General features: G+C 59.3%; 20 protein-coding genes. 12 read left to right on the forward strand and 8 right to left on the reverse strand.

The genetic code is table 11. The features are described 5' to 3' along the window. Nucleotides 1-18 precede the first annotated feature (18 nt). A complete protein-coding gene (gene hpf / locus DX908_RS10180) occupies nucleotides 19-600 on the forward strand; it encodes a ribosome hibernation-promoting factor, HPF/YfiA family (RefSeq protein ID WP_116392232.1) in 582 nt (193 codons plus the stop codon). A gap of 132 nt (nucleotides 601-732) precedes the next feature. Next, entirely contained in the window at nucleotides 733-1,200 is a 468-nt protein-coding gene (locus tag DX908_RS10185; protein ID WP_116392233.1) for a PTS sugar transporter subunit IIA, read from the forward strand. 79 nt (nucleotides 1,201-1,279) lie between these two features. Here DX908_RS10185 and DX908_RS10190 read toward each other — a convergent pair whose 3' ends face one another. Both DX908_RS10190 and DX908_RS10195 read right to left on the reverse strand, forming a co-directional pair. After that, a complete protein-coding gene (locus DX908_RS10190) occupies nucleotides 1,280-1,522 on the reverse strand; it encodes a DUF1150 domain-containing protein (RefSeq protein ID WP_199564675.1) in 243 nt (80 codons plus the stop codon). Between the two features lie 192 nt (nucleotides 1,523-1,714). Next, on the reverse strand, nucleotides 1,715-2,509 hold the full coding sequence (locus DX908_RS10195; RefSeq protein ID WP_116392234.1) for an undecaprenyl-diphosphate phosphatase: 795 nt from the start codon (nucleotides 2,507-2,509) through the stop codon (nucleotides 1,715-1,717). 168 nt (nucleotides 2,510-2,677) lie between these two features. Between DX908_RS10195 and DX908_RS10200 the strand changes: the two genes are divergently transcribed. The 4 genes from DX908_RS10200 to DX908_RS10215 all read left to right on the forward strand — a co-directional run bounded on the left by DX908_RS10200 (nucleotide 2,678) and on the right by DX908_RS10215 (nucleotide 7,602). Next, complete coding sequence (locus DX908_RS10200) at nucleotides 2,678-3,253, forward strand: polysaccharide biosynthesis/export family protein (protein WP_116392235.1); 576 nt, start codon at nucleotides 2,678-2,680, stop codon at nucleotides 3,251-3,253. A 147-nt stretch (nucleotides 3,254-3,400) separates the two neighbouring features. After that, nucleotides 3,401-4,801 (forward strand): outer membrane beta-barrel protein, encoded by a 1,401-nt coding sequence (locus DX908_RS10205; RefSeq protein WP_158548664.1) that lies wholly within the window; start codon nucleotides 3,401-3,403, stop codon nucleotides 4,799-4,801. A gap of 145 nt (nucleotides 4,802-4,946) precedes the next feature. Then, nucleotides 4,947-7,148: a GumC family protein gene (locus DX908_RS10210; protein WP_158548666.1), complete on the forward strand. Its 2,202-nt coding sequence runs from the start codon at nucleotides 4,947-4,949 to the stop codon at nucleotides 7,146-7,148. 28 nt (nucleotides 7,149-7,176) lie between these two features. Continuing rightward, nucleotides 7,177-7,602, forward strand: coding sequence for a M23 family metallopeptidase (locus DX908_RS10215; protein ID WP_233508720.1), 426 nt, complete (start codon nucleotides 7,177-7,179; stop codon nucleotides 7,600-7,602). Nucleotides 7,603-7,656: 54 nt separating this feature from the next. Here the strand turns inward: DX908_RS10215 and DX908_RS16660 are convergent, their stop codons facing one another. The 3 genes from DX908_RS16660 to DX908_RS10230 all read right to left on the reverse strand — a co-directional run bounded on the left by DX908_RS16660 (nucleotide 7,657) and on the right by DX908_RS10230 (nucleotide 11,821). Continuing rightward, a complete protein-coding gene (locus tag DX908_RS16660; RefSeq protein ID WP_116392239.1) occupies nucleotides 7,657-8,940 on the reverse strand; it encodes a calcium-binding protein in 1,284 nt (427 codons plus the stop codon). Between the two features lie 168 nt (nucleotides 8,941-9,108). After that, a complete protein-coding gene (locus tag DX908_RS16670) occupies nucleotides 9,109-10,653 on the reverse strand; it encodes a calcium-binding protein (RefSeq protein WP_116392240.1) in 1,545 nt (514 codons plus the stop codon). A 127-nt stretch (nucleotides 10,654-10,780) separates the two neighbouring features. After that, a complete protein-coding gene (locus DX908_RS10230) occupies nucleotides 10,781-11,821 on the reverse strand; it encodes a calcium-binding protein (protein ID WP_116392241.1) in 1,041 nt (346 codons plus the stop codon). Nucleotides 11,822-11,949: 128 nt separating this feature from the next. On the opposite strand from DX908_RS10230, the gene trpS reads away from it, so the two are divergent. Continuing rightward, a complete protein-coding gene (gene trpS, locus DX908_RS10235; protein ID WP_116392242.1) occupies nucleotides 11,950-12,963 on the forward strand; it encodes a tryptophan--tRNA ligase in 1,014 nt (337 codons plus the stop codon). A 63-nt stretch (nucleotides 12,964-13,026) separates the two neighbouring features. On the opposite strand, the gene DX908_RS10240 is transcribed toward trpS, so the two are convergent. After that, nucleotides 13,027-14,052, reverse strand: coding sequence for an alpha/beta hydrolase (locus tag DX908_RS10240; RefSeq protein WP_116392243.1), 1,026 nt, complete (start codon nucleotides 14,050-14,052; stop codon nucleotides 13,027-13,029). Nucleotides 14,053-14,182: 130 nt separating this feature from the next. Between DX908_RS10240 and DX908_RS10245 the strand changes: the two genes are divergently transcribed. From DX908_RS10245 to DX908_RS10260, 4 genes are all read left to right on the forward strand, one after another. Then, on the forward strand, nucleotides 14,183-14,806 hold the full coding sequence (locus tag DX908_RS10245) for a hypothetical protein (protein WP_116392244.1): 624 nt from the start codon (nucleotides 14,183-14,185) through the stop codon (nucleotides 14,804-14,806). Continuing rightward, entirely contained in the window at nucleotides 14,803-15,099 is a 297-nt protein-coding gene (locus DX908_RS10250; RefSeq protein WP_116392245.1) for a winged helix-turn-helix domain-containing protein, read from the forward strand. The genes DX908_RS10245 and DX908_RS10250 overlap by 4 nt, the downstream gene beginning before the upstream one ends. 69 nt (nucleotides 15,100-15,168) lie before the next feature. After that, nucleotides 15,169-16,488 (forward strand): amidohydrolase, encoded by a 1,320-nt coding sequence (locus DX908_RS10255; RefSeq protein ID WP_116392246.1) that lies wholly within the window; start codon nucleotides 15,169-15,171, stop codon nucleotides 16,486-16,488. Next, nucleotides 16,485-16,874, forward strand: coding sequence for a hypothetical protein (locus DX908_RS10260; protein WP_116392247.1), 390 nt, complete (start codon nucleotides 16,485-16,487; stop codon nucleotides 16,872-16,874). The genes DX908_RS10255 and DX908_RS10260 overlap by 4 nt, the downstream gene beginning before the upstream one ends. On the opposite strand, the gene DX908_RS10265 is transcribed toward DX908_RS10260, so the two are convergent. Next, nucleotides 16,871-17,509 (reverse strand): bifunctional 4-hydroxy-2-oxoglutarate aldolase/2-dehydro-3-deoxy-phosphogluconate aldolase, encoded by a 639-nt coding sequence (locus tag DX908_RS10265; RefSeq protein WP_116392248.1) that lies wholly within the window; start codon nucleotides 17,507-17,509, stop codon nucleotides 16,871-16,873. The two genes, DX908_RS10260 and DX908_RS10265, sit on opposite strands and share 4 nt — an antisense overlap. Then, on the reverse strand, nucleotides 17,506-18,927 hold the full coding sequence (gene pyk, locus DX908_RS10270; protein WP_116392249.1) for a pyruvate kinase: 1,422 nt from the start codon (nucleotides 18,925-18,927) through the stop codon (nucleotides 17,506-17,508). The genes DX908_RS10265 and pyk overlap by 4 nt, the downstream gene beginning before the upstream one ends. Nucleotides 18,928-19,016: 89 nt before the next feature. Here pyk and DX908_RS10275 point away from each other — a divergent pair, with 89 nt between their 5' ends. Continuing rightward, nucleotides 19,017-20,441 (forward strand): ATP-binding protein, encoded by a 1,425-nt coding sequence (locus DX908_RS10275; RefSeq protein WP_116392250.1) that lies wholly within the window; start codon nucleotides 19,017-19,019, stop codon nucleotides 20,439-20,441. The last annotated feature ends 1 nt before the right edge of the window (nucleotide 20,442 follow it).

Raw genomic sequence — 20,442 nt, forward strand, 5'->3', positions numbered from 1 at the left:
ATGGAGATGGAGTATTTTATGGACGTTCAAATCACCGGAAAAGCCATTGATCTGGGTGCTGCATTGCAAACTCACGTGAACGATAATCTTTCCGCTGGTGTCCACAAATATTTCGACCGATCGGCCGAAGCCCAGGTGACCTTCGACAAGGAAGGTCCGGAAATTTCATCAGAAATTACACTACATCTCGCCTCTGGCGTGTTCCTGACCGCAAGCGATAGAGCGCATGATGCGTATGGGGCCTTTGATGGCGCCATGCAAAAGCTGGAAAAACGGGTTCGCCGGTACAAGCGGCGCCTGAAAGATCACCACGCAAATAATCGTGACCCTCTTCCCGCCGAAACGGCCTCTTCCTATATCATCGCAGCGCCGGGCGATGTGGAAATCGAGGAAAGCGGTGAGAACGGGGACAGCCCCCTGATCATCGCCGAACAGCCCAAGACCCTGCGCAGTATGACAGTCTCGGATGCCGTTCTTCAGCTCGATGTTTCGGATGAGGAAGTCGTGATTTTCCGCAATGCCAAGCATGGCGACCTGAACGTCGTCTATCGCCGCGCAGACGGGAATATCGGCTGGATCGACGGTAGCCGACGGGGCTGACCTCGAAAGTCAAGTCACGAAAAAAATGAAATTTACTCGAATTTGAAGGTTCCTTAGTGACGCCGTGCGAGACTGTGGTATGTGCGGTACTAAGTAACAGTGCTGCCGTTTCCAAGAACGGCAAGGTTCTGAATGGTTAATGATATCAGTACTTTCCTGACGCCGGCAGATGTCCTCATCGACATCGAAGCCCGGTGCAAACGGGAATTACTTTCGAAGATCTCCCATCACGCGGCCAGCCGTTTCGGCCTGAACGAAACGGCCCTGACGGACGCTCTGATGGAACGTGAACAGCTCGGCACGACCGCCATCGGTCACGGTGTCGCCATTCCGCACGCCAAGATGAAAATCGACCGGCTGTGGGGTGTCTTTGCCCGCACGGCAAAGCCCGTGGATTTCGATGCGCTTGATGACCAGCCGGTGGATCTGCTTTTCCTGCTTCTGGCACCTGCCGAAGCCTCTGCGGACCACCTCAAGGCCCTTTCGCGGATTGCCCGCGCGGTGCGCCCTGAAGTGACGCGCAATGCACTGCGCGGCGCCAAGGACCGTGAGGCGCTTTATGCGCTGCTGACCGGTGAAATTGACGCCGCCGCTGCGTAACGCCTCTTAAAAAGACAAATAAAAAGGCGCGGGGGCAATGCTCTTCCGCGCCTTTGTTTTATCTGGATTTGGACCCGGTTTAGTGAACGCTGAGCGGGGTCATTTCATGCTGGCGTGCGGCGGCAAAGGCGATCTCACGATCGCTCATCAGCGCGATGCGGGCACCATCTTCGCCATGCAGGGCGTATAGAATGCTGTCATCTGAGAAGGCGTCGCTGAGGTCTTCAGACTCGCGTTCGATCTCGTCACGGACATCGCGGGCCATGACGGGGCGCACATAACAGATCTTGTGGTTGGCGAGGGGATTATTCGTCATTTCCATCGAACCCAACCCTTTCCTTGTTGCGTCAGGCAGCCGTGCAACCGGCATGCCGTGCGGGACCTCTCAGTCTCGTTACATCATCTCAATTTCAGAAAAATGAACGCCAAATGCGTGAAATCTTCCTGAGACTTTCGTGTTACTGGATAATGTAACAAGGAAAATGTAACACTAATATGACGGTCCGCAAGGGGGTCAGCTCAGCATGGTGAAAATAAGAAGCCCAAGAACGATCCTGTAGATCACAAAAGGCGTAAAGCTTATTTTCTGGGCGAAACGTAAGAACAGGACGATCGCAAGATAAGCCGCCACAAAACTGAAGAGGGCGACAACAAACATCGGCATCAATTCTGCCGTGCCGCCTTCCTTGACGAAATCGACCCCAATATAGGCGCCTGAGGCGATGATCGCCGGGATCGCCATCAGCATCGAGAACCGAGCCGCCGCTTCGCGCGTAAAGCCGAGCCAGCGGGCCGCCGTGATCGTGATCCCTGAACGGCTGGTCCCCGGAATGGTCGCAATCGCCTGTGCGACGCCAATGGTCATGACCGACTTCCAGGTCGAGGGCAGCTTTTCATTCTCGGTCGGTCGCCGGTCGGCGATGTAGAGGACGATCCCGAAAATGATGCTGGCCGCCGCAATGATCTTTGGATCGCGCAGCACGTCTGAGGCGCCTGTCAGTGCAAGGACCACCCCGGTCAGGACCAGCGGGATCGTGCCGACCGCAAGGAACAGGAAAAGCTTGCGGTCATCGGACTGCTTGAAGGCCAGCGTGTCGATGCCGCCCCGGAACAGCATGGCGGTTTCCTGCCGGAAATAGATCAGCACCGCGCCAAGGCTGCCGATATGCGCCGCGATATCGATCGCTGTGCCCTGATCCTCCCAGCCCAGGATGACCGGCGCGAGGATGAGATGCGCTGAGGAGCTGACAGGAATGAACTCAGTCAGGCCCTGCACGATCGCGAGGATAATGAGATGAATGATCAGCATGAAAACCTCGCAAGGGGCACGCAAGTGAAGGGGACACGAGCCTTGCCCTTACGCCGCCTCGCAAAGCTGCGCCAAGGGACTTGCGCGAAATGACGGAGCTATGGCTTTTGCCGTTTCGCAACGCCCTCTATGGTAGAAGGGCACGCCATCGTTTCACCGGAGACCCCCATGCGGCTTCTTTCGCTCTTTGCCTTCCTTGCCCTCATGTTCAGCGCCTGCGCTTCGACACCGGGCGGTAGCAATTCGAACATTGTCGAGGCCGGCCAGCGTGAGCCTTTCGATGCCGCGCAATATCTTCTGGGGCCGGGCGACCGGATCCGGCTGATTGTTTATAATGAGGCTGATCTCTCGGGTGAATTCACGATCGATGGCGCAGGGCAGGTCTCCCTGCCGCTGATCGGTGAGGTTGAGGCGAATGGCCTGACAGTCAGCGAGTGGCGTCAAGCGGTCGATGCCAAGCTGCGGGGCGGGTATCTCAAAGACCCGCGGGTCAGCGCCGAGGTGGCGGCCTACCGGCCCTATTATATCCTCGGCGAAGTCGAGCGGGCCGGCACCTATCCCTATCAGTCGGGTCTGACGGTGCTGAATGCCGTCGCGACGGCAGAGGGCTTCACCTACCGCGCCAACCAGAAATACGTCTTCATCCGCCGCGATGGGGAGAGTGTTGAGACCCGGTATGACCTGACTTCGACGACGCCGGTGCGGCCGGGCGATACGATCCGGATCGGCGAACGATTCTTTTGATCTGAGGTTAACGTCGCTGACGGATTTCCCGTTTCTGGACGGGATTCGTCCACGTCTTCACGAATGTGAAACTGTAATTCACTAGGGTCTGGCCCAAGTTTTGCACCATTCCGCGTGCAGGATTGCGACGTCAGAAGGGGCGACCCCGTGTTTCGAGATAAGCTTCACCGTCCGGCCATCATTGGTGCCACCACCATTGGCCTGGTCATTTCCAGCTTCGGCGGGGTTGCACTCGCCGAGTCCCTCTTCATTCGTGACCGGAATATCTCGGTGCTGGAGCGTGAGCGCCCTGGCTATGAGGCCGAGGGCTTGCGGACCGGCCAGTTCATCATCAAGCCAAAGGTCGATGTCGGGGTGGGCTACAGCTCGAACGTCTTTGCCCTGTCCGATGTGGATGCCGCGCTTGGATTTGATGTCTTCGAGGACGAAAGCGACGTCTACGCCTTTGCTCGTCCAAGCGTGCGGTTCGAAAGCGACTGGAGCCGCCATGCAATCGCCGGCGGCGCCTATGTCGAGGCTGTGCGCTTTAACGAATTTGACGAAGAGAGCATGGTCGATTGGGGCGCCTATCTCGATGGCCAGATCGACGTCACCGAATTTGCCGACTTTTTTGGCGGGCTGTCCTATGACCGCCTGAATGAAAGCCGCCGCAGCTATAATTCAGCATTCCTCTTCGACGAGCCGATCAATTACACCCAAGGCGAAATTTATGGCGGCTACCGTCAGGAATTCGGCCGGGTAAAGATCAAGGGGCAGCTTGGTGCCCAGACGCGCGATTATGACGACGCGCAGGTGATCCCGCTGGTTGTTGTCACGCCGGGCCTTTTCTTCAATGCGGATCAGGACTTCCGGGACCGCACCGCGATCACGGCCTTGGGTGAGGTTGCCTTTGCGGTTACCCGCGATACGGCTGTCTATTTCGAGGCGCAGAAGAACTGGCAGGATTTTGACGGCACCGACGCTGTCTTCCGCCGCGAGCGGGATTCCAATGGCTATCGCGTCACGGGCGGGGTTGATTTCGATCTGACCAAGCTGATGCGCGGCCGGGTCGGCATCGGCTATTTCTCTCAGGAATTCGATGATCCGACCTATGACGAAATCAGCGGTGTCGCGATTGATGCGGCGCTTGAATGGTTCCCCAGCGATCTGACCACTGTGACCCTGACCGCCGACCGCGGGGTCGATAATTCAGCGATCATCTCTTCGGCGGGCTATATCTCGTCTGATGTGATGATCCAGCTCGATCACGAGCTGCGCCGCAATGTCATCCTGTCGGGCTTTGCCGCTTTCGGCCGGGACGAATATGACGACCCGCTGCTCAACGGCATGGGCATGCCGGTGATGGACGTGAACGGCAATCCGGTCAGCCAGGAAATCGATCGTTTCGGTGTCGGGCTGGGTGCGGATTACTATATGAACCGAACGTTCTCGGTCGGTGTCGATTATACCTATGAGACCCAGGATGTCGCGCGGACCGTCTTTGATGGTGGCTTCGACACCAATTTCGATGTCCATCAAGTCCTGATCACCGCGACCTTCAAGCGCTGAAGAAAGATTCATCCCGTCTACCCGTAAAGGTGGCACGGCTCCTGCAACCCCGCTTTGTGCGGGGTTTTTCTTTTTCCCGTCATTAGCTTAACTACCTTGGGGTATGCTCAGGCTTCACCCGAAGGTCAAAACGGCCGGAGCTGTCATGAACGCCTTTACGCAGATCACCATGCCGATGCAGCAAACAGGTAATAATGCCCCCGCGATCGACCTGCCCGCGCTGTGGTCCATCTTCCGTCGCCGTTTCCGGATCTTCGTCGCTGCCGCGATCGTGACGCTGGCGCTGGTTACCGTCATCACTTTTCAGATGACCCCGAAATATACCGCCGAGGCGCGGGTCGTTCTCAATGCCCGAGAGACGCAAGCCCTTGATGTCTCCGCCATCATCTCCGGCATCTCACCCGATGCGGCAACAGTAGAGACGGAAGTTCAGATCATCCGTAGTCGGTCCATGGCCGAGCGCGTGGCGGATGAGCTAAACCTGTTTGAAGAGCCTGAGTTCAATCCGTCCGTGAGCGGCAAGAAGGGGTTCTTCTCCGGCCTCTTCCCTTCGCAGCTCTCATCTGAAGATAATGATCGCATGATGCGCTCGCGCGTGATCAATCGGGTGCTCGATGCCGTTGAGGTTGAGCGTGCTGGGATCACCCATGCCATTTCCATCCGGGTTGAAAGCAAAAGCCCGTCGCGCGCGGCGGACATCGCCAATGCCTTTGCCGAGCAATATCTCGTCGACAGCCTCGATAAGAAATTTGAGACCTACCAGATCGTCAGCACCTATCTGAGTGAGGCCGTGACCGAGCATCGCGTCAAGCTGCGGATCGCAGAAGACGCCATCGAAACCTATCGCGCCGAAAACGGTCTTCTGTCTGCGGAAGGATCGCTTCTTTCCGAGCAACAGATTGCTGATCTTCAGGCCCAACTGATCGCATCAGAAGCAGAGCTTGCCGAACGCCTTGCCAAGCTGCGCGACGTCAATCAGCGCCTTGCTGCGGGCGTCAGCGCCGATGCCATTGCTGATGTGCTCGCATCCCCCGTCATCTCTGACCTGCGCGCCAAACAGGCCGATCTTGCGCGCCGCCGGGCGGATCTTGAATCCCGCTATGGCCCGCTTCACCCCAGCCTTGATAATCTGAAGTCGGAGGAAGCCGATCTTCAGGGGCAGGTGCAGGCTGAAATCGACCGGATCGTCGGGCGCCTTGAAAGCGATGTCTCCGTCGCGCGAGAGCGTGTTGGGTCAATCCGTTCCGCGATCAATGGTCTGCGCTCTGATCTCTCCACCGACAACCAGGCACTTGTCCGCCTGCGCGAGCTGGAACGCGAAGCGGATGTCAGCCGCAAGAACTATGAGGCGCTGCTCGCTCGTGCGCAGCAGGCGGAGCTTTTCGAAGACCTCGCCGAGGCTGATGCGCGTATCGCTGACCGTGCCGCCGTGCCGACCAGTCCTTCTTCGCCGAACAAGAAACTGAACCTTGCCCTTGGCATTATACTTGGCGGCGCCATGGGTGGCCTGATGATCGTCCTTGCCGAGATCTTCGACAATGGCATCCGCACGGCAGAAGACATTGAGCGCACACTGAATACAAACCTTGTCGCGCTGGTGCCGGCCCTGACGCCGGAGAAACTGACGGGCGAGATCACCTCCCCGCAGGATTATCTTGTCGAGAAACCGCTCTCTTCATTCGCGGAAAGCTACCGCACGCTTCGCACCGCGCTGACGCTCGGCAAGGAAGCAGGTTCGGGTGGCCGGGTGATCGCGCTGACCTCGGCGCTGTCGGGCGAAGGCAAGTCGTCGTCGGCCATGTGCCTTGGCCGGATTTCGGCCCTGTCGGGCGACAAGGTGCTGGTCATCGATTGTGACGTCCGCCGCCGCATGCTCTCGACCAAGCTGATGGATGACGATGCAGCGCCTCGCGGTCTCGCCGAAGTCCTGCGCGGCGATGTGCCCCTGCGCAATGCGATCCTCAAAGATGACAAATCCGATCTTCGCATCTTGCCCGTCTCTGAGGACCGCTCTGGGCTTGGCGATCTCTTCGGCTCGGGCCGTTTCGAGGCGCTCCTCAGCCAGCTTCGCACCAAATTCGATCTCATCATCCTCGATACCGCGCCGCTGACGGCGGTTGCTGATACCCGGATGGTGGTTTCCCTCGCCGATAAGGTCGTGCAGTTTGTGAAATGGAAACAAACGCCGGTTACGGTCGCGCGGACCGCGAACAAGATCCTGGGCGAACTGGATACTGAATTGGCAGGGGCCGTTCTCAGCCAGGTCGATATGCGCGCCCAGGCAGGGTATGGGTATGAAGGCAGCTATCGCTACTACGCGCAGCACGGGAAGTATTATTACGACTAAGGGGCTGCTGCTCACCTTTCTGGTGGTGATGCTAGGCCTAGGCGGCTGTGCCACCACCAAGAAGGGGCCGGGCACCCTCTCGCCGCCGCTCAAGCGACTCGATATTTCCTCCGAATTCGGATCAAGGGGCGGACGCCCACATTACGGCATCGACCTGACCGCCGATCAGGGCACAAAGGTCATGTCCTCCGCCGATGGCAAAGTGATCTTTGCAGGAAAGCAACGCGGCTTTGGCAAGATCGTCATCATCGATCATGGCGGCGGGGTGCAGACCTATTATGCGCATCTCTCTCGCATCAAGACCAGCAAGGGCAAGAAAGTCGACCGTGGGCAGACGATCGGCCTTGTCGGCAAGACCGGCAATGCCTCGGGCCCGCATCTTCATTTCGAAGTTCGTCATGGCGGCACGCCAGTTGATCCGCTGCTCCAGCTTTCGACCCTGCCGCGCGGCTGATATGAAAAAGGCCCGGCGCATGGCCGGGCCCTGATCATTCATCCGTCATCTGACTCAGGTCACGAAGGTGAAATCGTCCGGCGTGATGTCCGCGAGTGAGAAATTCTCAAGCACCAGCACGCGGTCATCCCAGGTGAAGACGACATCATCTCCGACCTGTTCTGCGGCATCGAGCGCCTGTTCGAATTTTTTGATGCCTTCGAGTTTCTTCATATAGATATTGTCGACGCCATCCTCGAAATCGGTGATCACGTCATATCCGTCAAAGAACAGGAATGTGTCGGCGCCTGACCCGCCGGTCATGACGTCATCGCCGGTACTGCCGTCGAGGAAGTCATCCCCTGCGCCGCCATCGAGCGTATCGTCACTATTGTTCCCGTGCAGCGTATCTGCGCCGTCACCACCGTAAAGGACGTCGAGGCCGCCTTCGCCATAGATCTCGTCATTACCGGCATCGCCAAAGATCGTGTCCTTGCCAAAGCCGCCGCGGAGGAGGTCGTTATTGTCACCGCCATGCATTTCGTCATGGCCGTCTTCGCCGTCGAGCGTGTCACTGCCCTGATCGCCAAACAGCGTGTCATTGCCGACCCCGCCAAGCAGCCTGTCGTCATCATTCCCGCCACGGATGATATCATTTGCGCGATTGCCGAAGAGCTCGTCTTCGCCGTCGCCACCTTCAAGGCTGTCATTACCGTCGCCGCCAAAAAGGTCGTCGTCGCCCGCACCGCCGAGCAGCGTGTCGCGGCCGCCTTCACCTTCAAGGATGTCCGACTGGTCGCCACCATCGAGATGGTCATTGCCGTCCTCACCGCGCAGCGAGTCGATCCCAGCGCCGCCATAAAGCTCGTCATCACCGAGCCCGCCGAGCAAGGTGTCGGCCCCGCCGCCACCTAACAGCGTGTCATGTGCGCGGTTGCCGAAAAGCTCATCGGCACCATCGCCGCCATCGAGCTCATCATCGCCATTGCCGCCGAAAAGCTCGTCATCCCCGCCTTCGCCGGAGAGATGGTCAGCGCCATTTGCGCCCTCAAGGATGTCGGCATCGCCGCCACCCATCAGGCTGTCATCGCCTTCTTCGCCTTGCAGGAGGTCGATCCCGGTGCCGCCGACCATCGTGTCGTTGCCGTCGCCGCCTTTCAGCGTGTCTTGGCCATCGCCGCCGTCGATATTGTCATGACCGCGATTGCCGAAAAGCAGGTCATTGCCTGCGCCGCCCGCGACCGTATCCTGGCCATTGCGGCCCTTGATCGTGTCGTGACCGTCAAGACCCTCAATAAAATCAGGATCTTGAGTACCCAAAGTTTCTTCTGATTGGTTCGTGCCCGAAATAGTCGCCATACTGCCCTCTCTGGCGTTTTTCTCTTGAATGGGAGCGTCCCTGCCTACTGCCCGTGGCGCGAAACGCGATAGGAGAATGCCCCAGATAGGCGAACAGGGTGGAATGAGCGTGACCACAATGGGGCAAGATTGGGGCAGGGGCGATTTTTCCCTGCAATCTATTGGTGTTTAGAGCAACACATCGTCGTCAGTGAGGAAACTTAAGTTAAAGTTCTCGATACGGAGTGAGGAATCATCAACCGTAATGACAACATCCACGCCGTCCTGTTCCGCCGCATCGAGAACGTCCTCGAAAGTTTCAAAATCCGTGATTCCGGCGAGTGAAATTTTATCGATCCCGTCTTCGAAATCGGTGATCACATCGGTACCTTCGAGAAAATAGAAAGTATCGGCCCCGGCCTCACCAGTCAGGATATCATCGCCCGCACCGCCATCGAGTAGGTCATCTCCGCTGCCGCCGATCAGGGTGTCATTTCCTTCGTCCCCGAACAATGTGTCGGGTCCGGCATCTATAGTCGGATTGCCGGGACGCTCGCCATAGATGAGATCATCGCCTTCCCCGCCATGAACGAGGTCGGCATCATTGCCGGCTTCGATCGTGTCATTGCCGCCATCGCCAAGGACAGTGTCATCATTCCCTCCGGCGCGGATCGTGTCATCTCCGGCGCCCGCATGGATCAGATCGTCGCCATAGCCGCCCTTCAGCGTATCGGCGCCGTCCCCGCCATCGAGGATGTCGTTATCGTCCTCGCCATTGAGGCTGTCATTCCCTTGGCCACCGCGCAGATCATCTGTACCCGTCCCTCCGAGGGCGGTGTCATTGCCTTTGCCGCCGACCAGCGTGTCATCGCCAGTGCCGCCTGTCAGGTTGTCATTGTCATCCTCACCGCGCAGGCTGTCATTGCCGTCTGCGCCTTCGAGCGTGTCCCGGCCATTCCCGCCATAGATCAGGTCGTCATCGCCGCCGCCATTGATATAGTCGAAGCCATTATTCCCATAGATCGTATCTTTGTGGGAATTTTGCAGGGGATCGCCATTTAAGAGGTCGCCATAGATGACGTCATCGCCACCATTGCCGTAAAGAAGATCGTCCCCGGATGATCCCTCGATCGTGTCTCGGCCCGCGCCGCCCTTGATCGTGTCGATACCGTCACCGCCAGTGATGGAATCGTGGCGGTCGCCGCCATCGATATCGTCATCGCCGTCCTGCCCCAGAATCAGGTCATCGCCCTGTCCGCCGCGCAAGGTGTCGGCGCCCAGCCCGCCGTCGATATCGTCATCACCCGGACCACCTGTTGCGAAGTCATCTCCGTCTGCGCCGATGAGTGTGTCATTGCCGCCGCGCCCGTAGAGGCTATCGGCGTCATTCCCGCCGTCGAGGTGATCGTTCCCTGCGGCGCCGTCGAGCGTGTCAGCGTCATCGCCGCCGGTCAGCTCGTCATCTCCGTCCTCACCATAAAGGACATCAAGCCCCGCCCCACCATCAAGGGTGTCATTCTCGGTCCCGCCGCGCAGAGTGTCATTGCCGGCATCACCATAGAGGGTGTCTTCCCCGGCATTGCCGAAGATGCGGTCATTGCCGTTCTGTCCAAGGATCTCGTCGTCTCCAGCGCGGCCTTTGAGCGTATCGGCGCCGTCATCGCCCGAGATCAGATCCGGGCCGCCGGTCCCTTCGAGGGAATCGTCATCAATTGTCCCGTCGGTATCCGCCATGACTGCTCATCGTCCTGCGCCACATCCGTCCCGTGAGGGGCGGCGGGGCAAGAGTGACGGACGCGTGGGCAAGCGTCAATGAAGGCGCTTGCCCGGTCATGTTCCCGGTATGGGCGAAGGGACGACCCTAAAAGGCGAAATCGTCTTCCGTCAGGGTGCTGAGATCGACGCCTTCGAGCCGCAGGATATCATCCCCAAAGGTCAATACCGTATCGACGCCGTCCTGTTCTGCAGCATCAAGGATGTCCTGGAAGGAACTGATCCCGCTTATCCCTTCAAGGGAGATCAGATCATCGCCTTTGGTGAAGTCGGTGATGACATCCTCGCCGTCAAAGAAGATGAAGGTGTCAAACCCGTCTCCACCGGTCATGGTGTCATTGCCGAGCCCGCCATCGATCAGGTCGTTCCCGCGCGCACCAAAGATGAGATCGTCACCGGCATTGCCGCGCAGCGTATCGATTTCAGCCAAGTCGTCGGAAGGCTCAAGGCCGGCCTCATACTCTCCATAAAGAGTATCATTGCCCTTGCCGCCGCGCAGATCATCGCCCTCAGTGCCGCCTTCGAGAAGGTCATCGCCGTCGCCGCCCTCGAGAACGTCACGGCCTTCATCACTCTGCAATGTATCAGCGCCGCCATTGCCGTAGAGTAAATCACTGTCATCATCGCCTGAGATCAGGTCGTCGCCCGCATTGCCTTTTAGGGTGTCGGATCTGTTCCCGCCACTGATAGTATCGTTGCCAGTCCCGCCCTTGATGGAGTCAAGATTGTCTCCACCCTGAATGTCGTCATCGCCGCCGCGCCCAAGAATGATATCCGAGCCCGAGCCCCCATCGATGACATCATCATCGGCACCGCCATCAATCAGGTCTGCGCCATTGCCACCTTGAATCGTATCCCGACCATCTTCGCCGAAAATTTGGTTCTCTCCACCGACGCCGAACAGGGCGTCGTGCCCCGCGCCACCCTTGATGGTGTCATTCCCTGAATTGCCGCGAATTGTGTCGTGTCCGGCATTGCCGAAGAGGGCATCGTCGTCGTTGCCGCCAAGGAGGCTGTCATTTCCCTTACGGCCTTTCAGCGTATCGTCGCCATCGGCCCCTAAAATCGTGTCATTCCCGTCCGTACCTTCGTAAAGTTCCGGATCGTTTGTACCGTTAAAATTTGCCATGATTGCCCCCAGATACTGCCCACTATCACAGGTAGATAGCTTGTATGACCACAAGCGGAGGGTCAATCGGTAAATGAGCCCTGATCTTTCTGGTCAAAATGGAGTGCTCACGCTAGAGGCGCCGTCCTATGACCAGAACCCACACCCCCCGCGTATTGTCCGGCGTTCAACCGACCGGCAATCTTCATCTCGGCAATTATCTTGGCGCGATCCGCAAATTCGTGCCGCTGCAGGACAGCCATGAGGCGCTCTATTGCATCGTCGACATGCACGCGATCACGGTGTGGCAAGACCCCAAAGAGTTGCGCAACCAGACGGTCCAGATTGCGGCCGCCTATCTTGCGGCAGGGATCGATCCGGCGAAGGCTGCTATCTTCAACCAGTCGGCTGTGCCGGAACACGCCCAGCTTGCCTGGATACTCAATTGTGTGGCGCGCATGGGCTGGCTCAACCGGATGACCCAGTTCAAGGACAAGGCCGGCAAGGACAAGGAGAAGGCGTCCGTCGGGCTCTTCACCTATCCTGTCCTGATGGCGGCCGACATTCTGGTTTACCGTGCGACCCATGTGCCGGTCGGCGACGACCAGAAACAGCATCTTGAGCTGGCGCGCGATATTGCGACTAAATTCAATAATGATTTTGGGGCGGAGGATTTCTTCCCGCTGCCTGAACCGATGATCCAGGGCCCCGGCGCGCGGATCATGTCTTTGCGCGACGGCACCTCGAAGATGTCGAAATCTGATCCGTCCGACCTGTCGCGCATCGGCATGATGGATTACGCTGACACGATCTCCAAAAAGATCAAAAAGGCAAAGACCGACCCTGAGCCCCTGCCGTCCGAGAAAGACGGGCTGGCCGACCGGCCGGAGGCAAAGAACCTTGTTGGTATCTATGCGGCTCTTTCGGGCAAATCTGACGAAGACGTGCTCGCCGAATTCGGTGGGCAGGGCTTTGGCGTTTTCAAACCCGCCCTTGCGGAGCTTGCGGTCGAGAAGCTGGCCCCTATCGCGGGTGAGATGCGCCGCCTGACAGCGGATGCGGATTATGTCGAAGGCATTCTCCGCGATGGCGCGGCAAAGGCGCGGGCAGTGGCAGGGCCGATCATTGAGGAAACCAAGAAGGCCGTCGGCTTTCTGGTCTGATCCTGCGAAAAGCAGACAATAGTGACCTCTGTCTGAGTTTACTCAAGCAGAGGTCATTAGCGCTTAGAGGTCAGCAGTTTCTGCAAGCCAGGCAGCGGCCTTCTCCATCACCGCCGGATCATTCATCAGGCTGTTATGGCCGTGCCGCGGGATGACCACCGCTTCCCCATCACTATGGGTGCTGACGAATTCAGGATAGGCGCTGGCAAGGAAGACCTCATCGCGCTCGCCGATCATCACGAACAACGGCACATCGACGGCAGCCAGCGCTTTTGAGCTGTCCTTCGGCGCAACCGGCTGGGCCGACAGGATCGCGCCGTATGAATAGGCGACCGGCTCGCCCGGCGCATTGAAATAAAGCACGGGCGTGTCATTGGCGAGGGTGATGCCGAGCATGTTATACATCAGTACCCCGAGGAAAGGCTTCTGATCGAAAAGAACGAAGGGCCGGCCGGGATCTTCTGCCGTGCCGGCGGTCTCGGGCGTTGGGTGCTGCGTCGGGCCCTCACCGAAATTGGGCGAGAACAAAAGATAGCCGTCAATCGTCGGTTTTTCCTCGAGCAGCGCAAAGCGCATCGCAATCCCGCCGCCCATCGAATGACCGGCAATGATGATCCGCCCGTCAGGGTTCTCTTCGCGCAAGACGCTGACGATATCTGCCAGGTCTTTTTCATACTGGCCGATATAATCGACCCGGTAAGGTGCGCCGCCTGATTTGCCATGACCACGAATATCGGGGGTGATGACTTGCGCGCCACTGGCGCCAGAGAGGAGGCCCGCCGATTTATTCAGAAGCTCCGCTCTCGAATTGACGCCGTGAAGATAGACAATCTGCGTGCCGTCATTCTCGCCATAGACGCGGGCGGACAGCGTCGTGTCATCCCGCGCGGTGAACTCACGCTCTGTATAGGCATAATCTTGCGAGAAATCTGTGCCACCAAACTCCTGCAAGGTCCGCCAGCCGGCTTCCTCCATCGGATAGTCGGCGAAGGGATCTTCGGTCTTCTGCATCAAGAGCCAGGTTGCACCGCCCAGATAGATGGCCAGCAAGGCGAGGACCACAATGGAGGACCATTTGAGGAGTTTCATGGCGTTTCCTTTCCGCCCCAAAGGGCCACAGTCGCTTAGAAACAGCAACTTTAAAAAATGAAGTCCTTCACGAGATATTGATCAGAAGCGCGAAGTCAATACGTAAGGAGCGAAAGAAAGGACCCCAGCGATGAGGCTCGACCCGCCGCGTTTGTCAGAAGATGCGGATTTCATTGCGAAACTCGCGAAGGAAAGCGGCCAGCGTCATGGCGATCGCATGACCGGCCTGATCCTGTTTGTGATCGGCGGTGGGCAAGGCGCGGCGCTCCTACTTCTCTGGTTGCAGGCGATTGGCCTCGTGCCCGACGGGACGACCATATCCATCGGCGCCTTTCTTGTGGCCATTGCGGCGACGGCGTCGGTGCTGGTCTATGCGGGGCGTTCGGGCGAATTGCCGGGCCGGCCGTCGACGATAGTCGGGCGCGCCATGGCGGGCATTTTCTGCGGAGCCGGGATGACGACCGGCATCATGGCGATCATCTTCATGCATGCCGCCGGGCGGGCACAGGACTGGAATATGTTCGCTTACTTCCCGATTGTATTCTGCGGTCTTCAGGGGACGGCCTTTTTTGCCGCCGGGATGATCCGGCGGCAGAATTTGCTGATGGGCGCAGGCGCGGGCTGGCTGGTGACGGCGGTGCTGCTTGAGTTCCTGGTTGGGCGGGCGGGGTATTTGCTGGTTCTCGGGCTCAGCTTCCTCCTTTTATTCTCCGGCCCCGGATGGGTTCTTTACAAGCGAGGGCAGGCATCATGAAGCTCGACCTCACCCAGATCGATGATGTCATCCATTCCCGGCTGCGGCTCGGGATCATGGTGATCCTCTCTGATGCAGAGAGCGCGACCTTCGCGGAGCTGAAGGAACAGCTCGGCGCGACGGACGGCAATCTCTCCGTCCAACTCCAGAAACTCGAGGGTGCAGGCTATATCTGCCTGATCCGCCGCCTTGTCGGGCGCAAGACCGAAACGCGGGCGGAGCTGACGAGGGAGGGGCGCGAGGCCTTTGCGGCTTATGCCCAGATGATGTCCGCCCTGATCGGCAAGACCTGAATGCCGCGCTCCATTGCGGGGATATCCGGGACAGCATAGTCTGGCTGGAAAAATTCAGGAGAGACCGTCATGCTCAAGACCACCCTGCTTGCCTCCGCCCTGCTAGTGGCGATTCCCGGAATGGCCGCCGCGCAGGACGCTGACCCGCTGGCCGAAGCCGTTGCTGCCGATTATGACGCCAATCTTGAAGAGCTGTTCCTTTGGTTCCATCAGAACCCGGAGCTTTCCTTTGGTGAGAAAAAAACCGCCAAGCGGCTGGCGCGGGAAATCCGCAAGCTCGGCTATAAGGTGACGGAGAATGTTGGCGGCACCGGCGTTGTCGCCGTGATGGAGAATGGCGAGGGGCCGGTCGTACTGGTCCGGGCGGATATGGACGGTCTGCCGGTCAAGGAAGATACCGGGCTCAGCTATGCCTCGACCGCGATGCAGGTGGACCGCGATGGCGTTGAAAAGCCGGTCATGCATGCCTGCGGACATGACGTGCACGTTACCTCCCTTGTTGGCACCGCTCGCCAGATGGCAGAGCACAAGGACGAATGGTCCGGAACGCTGATCCTGATTGGTCAGCCAGCGGAAGAGCGGATCTCGGGCGCACGCGAGATGCTCGAAGACGGCCTTTATGAGCGCTTCCCGAAACCTGACTATGCGCTCGCCTTTCATGTTTCCTCGGAAGTCCCCACCGGTAAGCTCGTCGTCAAGGGCGGCCCGGTTTATTCAAGCTCAGACAGTGTCGACATCTATGTGAAAGGCGTTGGAGCACATGGCGCTTCACCGCATCGCGGGGTCGACCCGATCCTTGTCGCCAGCACGATTGTCGTGAACCTCCAGACGCTCGTCAGCCGGACGATCTCGCCGCTTGATTCAGGCGTTGTGACGGTCGGTGCCTTCCATGGCGGGATCAAGCATAACATCATCCCGGCGGAGGCGCATCTTCAGTTGACGGTGCGTTCTGACAAGCCCGAAGTGCGCGCGGCCTTGCTCGACGGCATCGATCGCGTGGCCGAAGGAACAGCGCGGGCGCTTGGCGTGCCTGAAGATCTCCTGCCGGTTGTCGAGCGCTCGCCAACCGAAACCACACCGCCTACGGAGAATGATATGGCGCTCGCCACCGAAGTGCGCGCGACCTTTGATGAGCATTTCGGCGACAGCATTTTCTATGACAGCCCGCGCACCGGCATGGGGGCGGAGGACTTCGCCTATTTCGTCGCGCCGGAATATGACGTGAAGGGCGTTTATTTCGCAGTTGGCGGCACGCCGGAGGATGAGGTCGCCAATGCGCCTTCGCATCACTCGCCCTTCTTCAAGATCGCGCCGCGCGAGTCCGTCACCCTCGGGACCGAGGCGATGACGGTCGCGGCGATGAGCCTGATGCAGAAGGCAGGCGAATGACCCTTTTAGGTATCCGCTTTTGTAAGGTGGCGGCGGGCGATGATGCGCCTGCTCTCGCTGAATCCCTTGGGGATGGCGGGCTCGGTCTCAATCGTCAGAAAATGGAAATGCCCGAGGGCATGGAGGGTTTCCCCGGCGCGGTCTTTCCGCTGGATGAGGGCAGCACGGATAGCTGGGTCGAGATCTGGCAGGCGAATGAGCACATGCCGGAGATGACGATGCTGCAGCTCGTCGTTGATGACGCCGATGCCTATGCGGCGCGAGCAAGAAAAACGGGCCTTGATGTACAAGGCCCGTTCGATGCGCATGGAGAACGGATTTATTCCGTCAGCGAATTGCCGGGCGGCATGGCGCTCTCCTTCCAGTCGAAACTGGCGGAAGGTTAGATCGCAGCAGCCGCTTTCGCGATCCGGGTGATCTCCGCCCAGTCGCCATCGGCAATGGCGGCTTTCGGCGTCAGCCAGGAGCCGCCGACACAGAAGACATTGTCCTGCGCCAGATAGTCCGGAGCCGTCTTTTCTGAAATCCCGCCGGTCGGGCAGAATTTTGTGGCTTGCAGAGGACTTGCCAGCGACTTGATCATCGGCAACCCGCCTGCGGCTTCGGCGGGGAAGAATTTCAGCCGTTCAAAGCCGAATTCCATCGCCGCCATAACGTCGGATGCGCCCGCCGTGCCGGGCAGGAGCGGGATGTCATCGATCAGCGTGATCGCAGCTTCCGCAAGGCGCGGGGTCAGCCCCGGGCTCACCGCAAAGACAGCACCGGCATCAAGCGATTGTTTGAGATGCGTTGGGCTCAAGACCGTCCCTGTACCGACGACCATGTCGGGCAGGCTGCCCTTGATCCGGCGAACGGCATCCAGCGCCGCGTCGGTGCGCAGCGTGATCTCGATGGCGCTGATCCCGCCTTCGAGCAGGGCTTCGGCGAGCGGAACGGCTTTGTCGGCATCGTCGATCACGACGACCGGCATGACGCGGGTCGACCCCAGGAGGTGGTCGATGGCTGCGGCCTGATTGCTCATTTATAATCCCCGATACGGAAGATCTTCATCGTATTGGTGCTGCCCACCCGTCCCGGCGGCAGCCCGGCGAGCAGGATGGCGAGATTTTCGCTCTGCGCACCGGTGAACTCGGATGAGGCTTCGGCAGCAAAGCGGGTCAGCTCCTCGAAATCTTCCGTGTCCTTGATGATCTTTGGCGTCACGCCCCAGGCGAGCGCCACCTGACGGGCGGTAAGCTCATGCGGCGTCAGCGCGATGATCGGCTGTTCGGGCCGAAGCTGGGAGATGAGATAGGCCGTGCTGCCCGAATTTGTCGCGGCCACAATGGCGGTCGCATCGACAAGGTCCGCGGCGTCAGCGGCGGCAACAGCCGTCGCCCCGCCGACCGCATTCATGAAGGGATCAGGGCAGGCTGCGGCAATTTCCGCAAAGCTGTTTGGGTCTTCGCTGACCGCCCGGATGATCCGTGTCATGATCGCAACGGCGGCTTCGGGGTGGCGGCCGACTGCGCTCTCCGCGCTCAGCATCACAGCGTCCGCGCCAAGATAAACGGCGGTCGCCGTGTCGGAGGCTTCGGCCCGTGTCGGGATCGGCGCATCGACCATGGATTGCAGCATCTGGGTCGCAACGATCACCAGCTTGCCGCGCTCGCGCGCCATGGAGATGATCCGGCGCTGGGCGGGTGGCACCTGCTCCAGCGGCAGCTCGACGCCGAGATCGCCGCGCGCGACCATGACGCCGTCAGAGGCTTCGACGATGCCTTCAAGGTCTTCGAGGGCGCTTGGCTTTTCGATCTTGGAGATGATCCGCGAGCGGGTGCCGATGATCTCGCGGGCGGCCTGCACATCCTCGGCACACTGAACGAAGCTCAGTGCGACATAATCGGTATTGTGCTCGAGCGCGAAAGCAAGGTCGCTGCGGTCTTTCTCAGTCAGGGCATCAATGCGCAGGCGGCGACCCGGCACGTTGATCCCTTTACGGTTGGTCACCGTGCCCGGCACTTCGGTCTTCAGGACCATTTTGGCACTGCCGCCTTCGATGACCGAGAGGCGGATCGCGCCGTCATCGATCATCAGCTCGTCGCCGGCTTTCAGCGCCTCGAAAAGCTCTTCATGCGGGACAGGCAGGGTGCCCTCGGGCGCGGTCTCGCCCAGGTGCGCTTCGACCTCGTCGCCGAAGCCGAGCTTGAGAGCTTCGCCCGCGATTTTGCCAACGCGAAGCTTGGGGCCCTGCATGTCCGAGACGATCGGCACATGACGCCCCATCTCGCTTGCGACCTCCCGCACAGTCGTCAGGCGGCCAAGATGTTCTTCATGTTCGCCATGGCTGTAATTCATGCGGAAAGCCGAAGCGCCTGCAGAAATCAGGGCTTTGACCCTGTGCGGCGCCTCGCTGGCCGGGCCTAATGTGGCAAGGATTTTGGTCGTCGGATGCATCATGATGATAACGTTCCCTAAAATACGAGGGTCTCATACGGAGTTGTGGCGCGCACGAAAACCTGCCACCTCACCAAGTTCGGAAAGCGCATATGATCAATAAGGTAGATGATAAAGGAGAACTTCCCATCTTTCGGGCTCGTAGCCGGGCCGGGGATTTCATTTTTTGCGGCACCATCGGTGTCATCTGCCTGATTTCCGCACTTTTCTTTGCGCATGGCTCCGTTCTCGCAGGCGGTATTATCGCCGGCGGATATCTCATCGCGCTGATCCTGCGTTACTCTCTTCTCAGCGATGCTCCGGCCGTCAGGGCAGGCACGAATGTTTCCGAGGAACAGCTTGAGCTGATCGAACGCCTGCGGGCGCTGCTCAATGCGCTGCCCCAGCCTGTCATGCTTCTGAATGACGAAGGCTCGATCGAGATGAGCAACCGGGCCAGCGAGGAGATGTTTGGCAAGCAATCGACAGGCCGACACATCGCGGCTGTCATTCGCGTCCCCAAGGCGCATGAGGCACTCCGTACGCTTGAGGCTACAGGCAAGCCGGTCGAAACCGAGATTTCACTGACCGGGGCGCAGGAACGCACCGCGCTTTTCTATGCCGCCGGTCTTGGCATCTCCAATGCGCATGATCGCGGAGCGATGATTGTCATGCTGCGTGACCGCACAGAGCAGAAAAAGCTCGAGCGTATGCGGACGGATTTCGTCGCCAATGCGAGCCATGAATTGCGCACACCTCTCGCCTCGATGGCGGGCTTTATCGAGACGCTGCAGGGCCACGCGAAAAACGATCCGGCCGCGCGTGAGCGCTTCCTTGAGGTGATGGCCGCCCAGGCGGACCGCATGTTGCGACTGGTCGAAGACCTGATCGGGCTCTCAGCGATTGAGCTGAATGAAACTAAACCGCTGACGGACAAGGTCGATCTGGCGGCCCTGACGGCGAGTGTCACTGAATCCCTCCAGCCGATCGCACAGGCGAAAAACAGCGAGCTTATTGTCGAGACCGGCGATGTCCCGGCCATGGTGCTGGGTGACCGGCATGAGCTTTTCCGCCTTTTCCAGAACCTCTGTGAGAATGCCCTCAAATATGGGGTCAATGAGGAGACGGGTCGGGCGACCGTGAAGGTCAGGGTTGGCTTTGGTCATCCTCCTGCGCGGGAGGGCTATATCCGGACGGGGGATTCAGCGCCGCAGATCGCAGTGCGCGCTGGGGTCGAGGAAGCGCGTCTCGTCCATGTCCAGATCGCCGATAATGGAGAAGGCATCGAGCCCAATGATCTGCCGCGCCTGACCGAGCGGTTCTACCGCGTGAACCCCCAGCTGAGCCGCGCCAAGGGCGGCACAGGGCTCGGCCTTGCCATCGTGAAGCATATTCTTGGGCGGCATCGGGGTGGCCTCCAGATAGAAAGCCAGCTGCGCGAAGGCTCTACTTTCACTGTGTTTTTCCCGCCCCTTCAGGGCGAGCAATTGCCTCGCACTCTCAGCGCTGATAAAGACAAGCGCACTGAGCGCGCTTGAC

The sequence above is a fragment of the Parvularcula marina genome (genome assembly GCF_003399445.1).
In the GTDB taxonomy this organism is placed as follows: Bacteria; Pseudomonadota; Alphaproteobacteria; order Caulobacterales; family Parvularculaceae; genus Parvularcula; species Parvularcula marina.

Bases quoted from the DNA above. Each gene is read 5' to 3' on its own strand.
- pyk (WP_116392249.1), bottom strand. From the start codon at position 18,927: ATGATGCATCCGACGACCAAAATCCTTGCCACATTAGGCCCGGCCAGC.
- DX908_RS16660 (WP_116392239.1), bottom strand. From the start codon at position 8,940: ATGGCGACTATTTCGGGCACGAACCAATCAGAAGAAACTTTGGGTACT.
- DX908_RS10195 (WP_116392234.1), bottom strand. From the start codon at position 2,509: ATGCTGATCATTCATCTCATTATCCTCGCGATCGTGCAGGGCCTGACT.
- hpf (WP_116392232.1), top strand. From the start codon at position 19: ATGGACGTTCAAATCACCGGAAAAGCCATTGATCTGGGTGCTGCATTG.
- DX908_RS10190 (WP_199564675.1), bottom strand. From the start codon at position 1,522: ATGGAAATGACGAATAATCCCCTCGCCAACCACAAGATCTGTTATGTG.
- DX908_RS10215 (WP_233508720.1), top strand. From the start codon at position 7,177: ATGCTAGGCCTAGGCGGCTGTGCCACCACCAAGAAGGGGCCGGGCACC.
- DX908_RS10250 (WP_116392245.1), top strand. From the start codon at position 14,803: ATGAAGCTCGACCTCACCCAGATCGATGATGTCATCCATTCCCGGCTG.
- DX908_RS10255 (WP_116392246.1), top strand. From the start codon at position 15,169: ATGCTCAAGACCACCCTGCTTGCCTCCGCCCTGCTAGTGGCGATTCCC.
- DX908_RS10260 (WP_116392247.1), top strand. From the start codon at position 16,485: ATGACCCTTTTAGGTATCCGCTTTTGTAAGGTGGCGGCGGGCGATGAT.
- DX908_RS10240 (WP_116392243.1), bottom strand. From the start codon at position 14,052: ATGAAACTCCTCAAATGGTCCTCCATTGTGGTCCTCGCCTTGCTGGCC.
- DX908_RS10265 (WP_116392248.1), bottom strand. From the start codon at position 17,509: ATGAGCAATCAGGCCGCAGCCATCGACCACCTCCTGGGGTCGACCCGC.
- DX908_RS10185 (WP_116392233.1), top strand. From the start codon at position 733: ATGGTTAATGATATCAGTACTTTCCTGACGCCGGCAGATGTCCTCATC.
- DX908_RS10245 (WP_116392244.1), top strand. From the start codon at position 14,183: ATGAGGCTCGACCCGCCGCGTTTGTCAGAAGATGCGGATTTCATTGCG.
- DX908_RS16670 (WP_116392240.1), bottom strand. From the start codon at position 10,653: ATGGCGGATACCGACGGGACAATTGATGACGATTCCCTCGAAGGGACC.
- trpS (WP_116392242.1), top strand. From the start codon at position 11,950: ATGACCAGAACCCACACCCCCCGCGTATTGTCCGGCGTTCAACCGACC.
- DX908_RS10210 (WP_158548666.1), top strand. From the start codon at position 4,947: ATGAACGCCTTTACGCAGATCACCATGCCGATGCAGCAAACAGGTAAT.
- DX908_RS10275 (WP_116392250.1), top strand. From the start codon at position 19,017: ATGATCAATAAGGTAGATGATAAAGGAGAACTTCCCATCTTTCGGGCT.
- DX908_RS10230 (WP_116392241.1), bottom strand. From the start codon at position 11,821: ATGGCAAATTTTAACGGTACAAACGATCCGGAACTTTACGAAGGTACG.
- DX908_RS10200 (WP_116392235.1), top strand. From the start codon at position 2,678: ATGCGGCTTCTTTCGCTCTTTGCCTTCCTTGCCCTCATGTTCAGCGCC.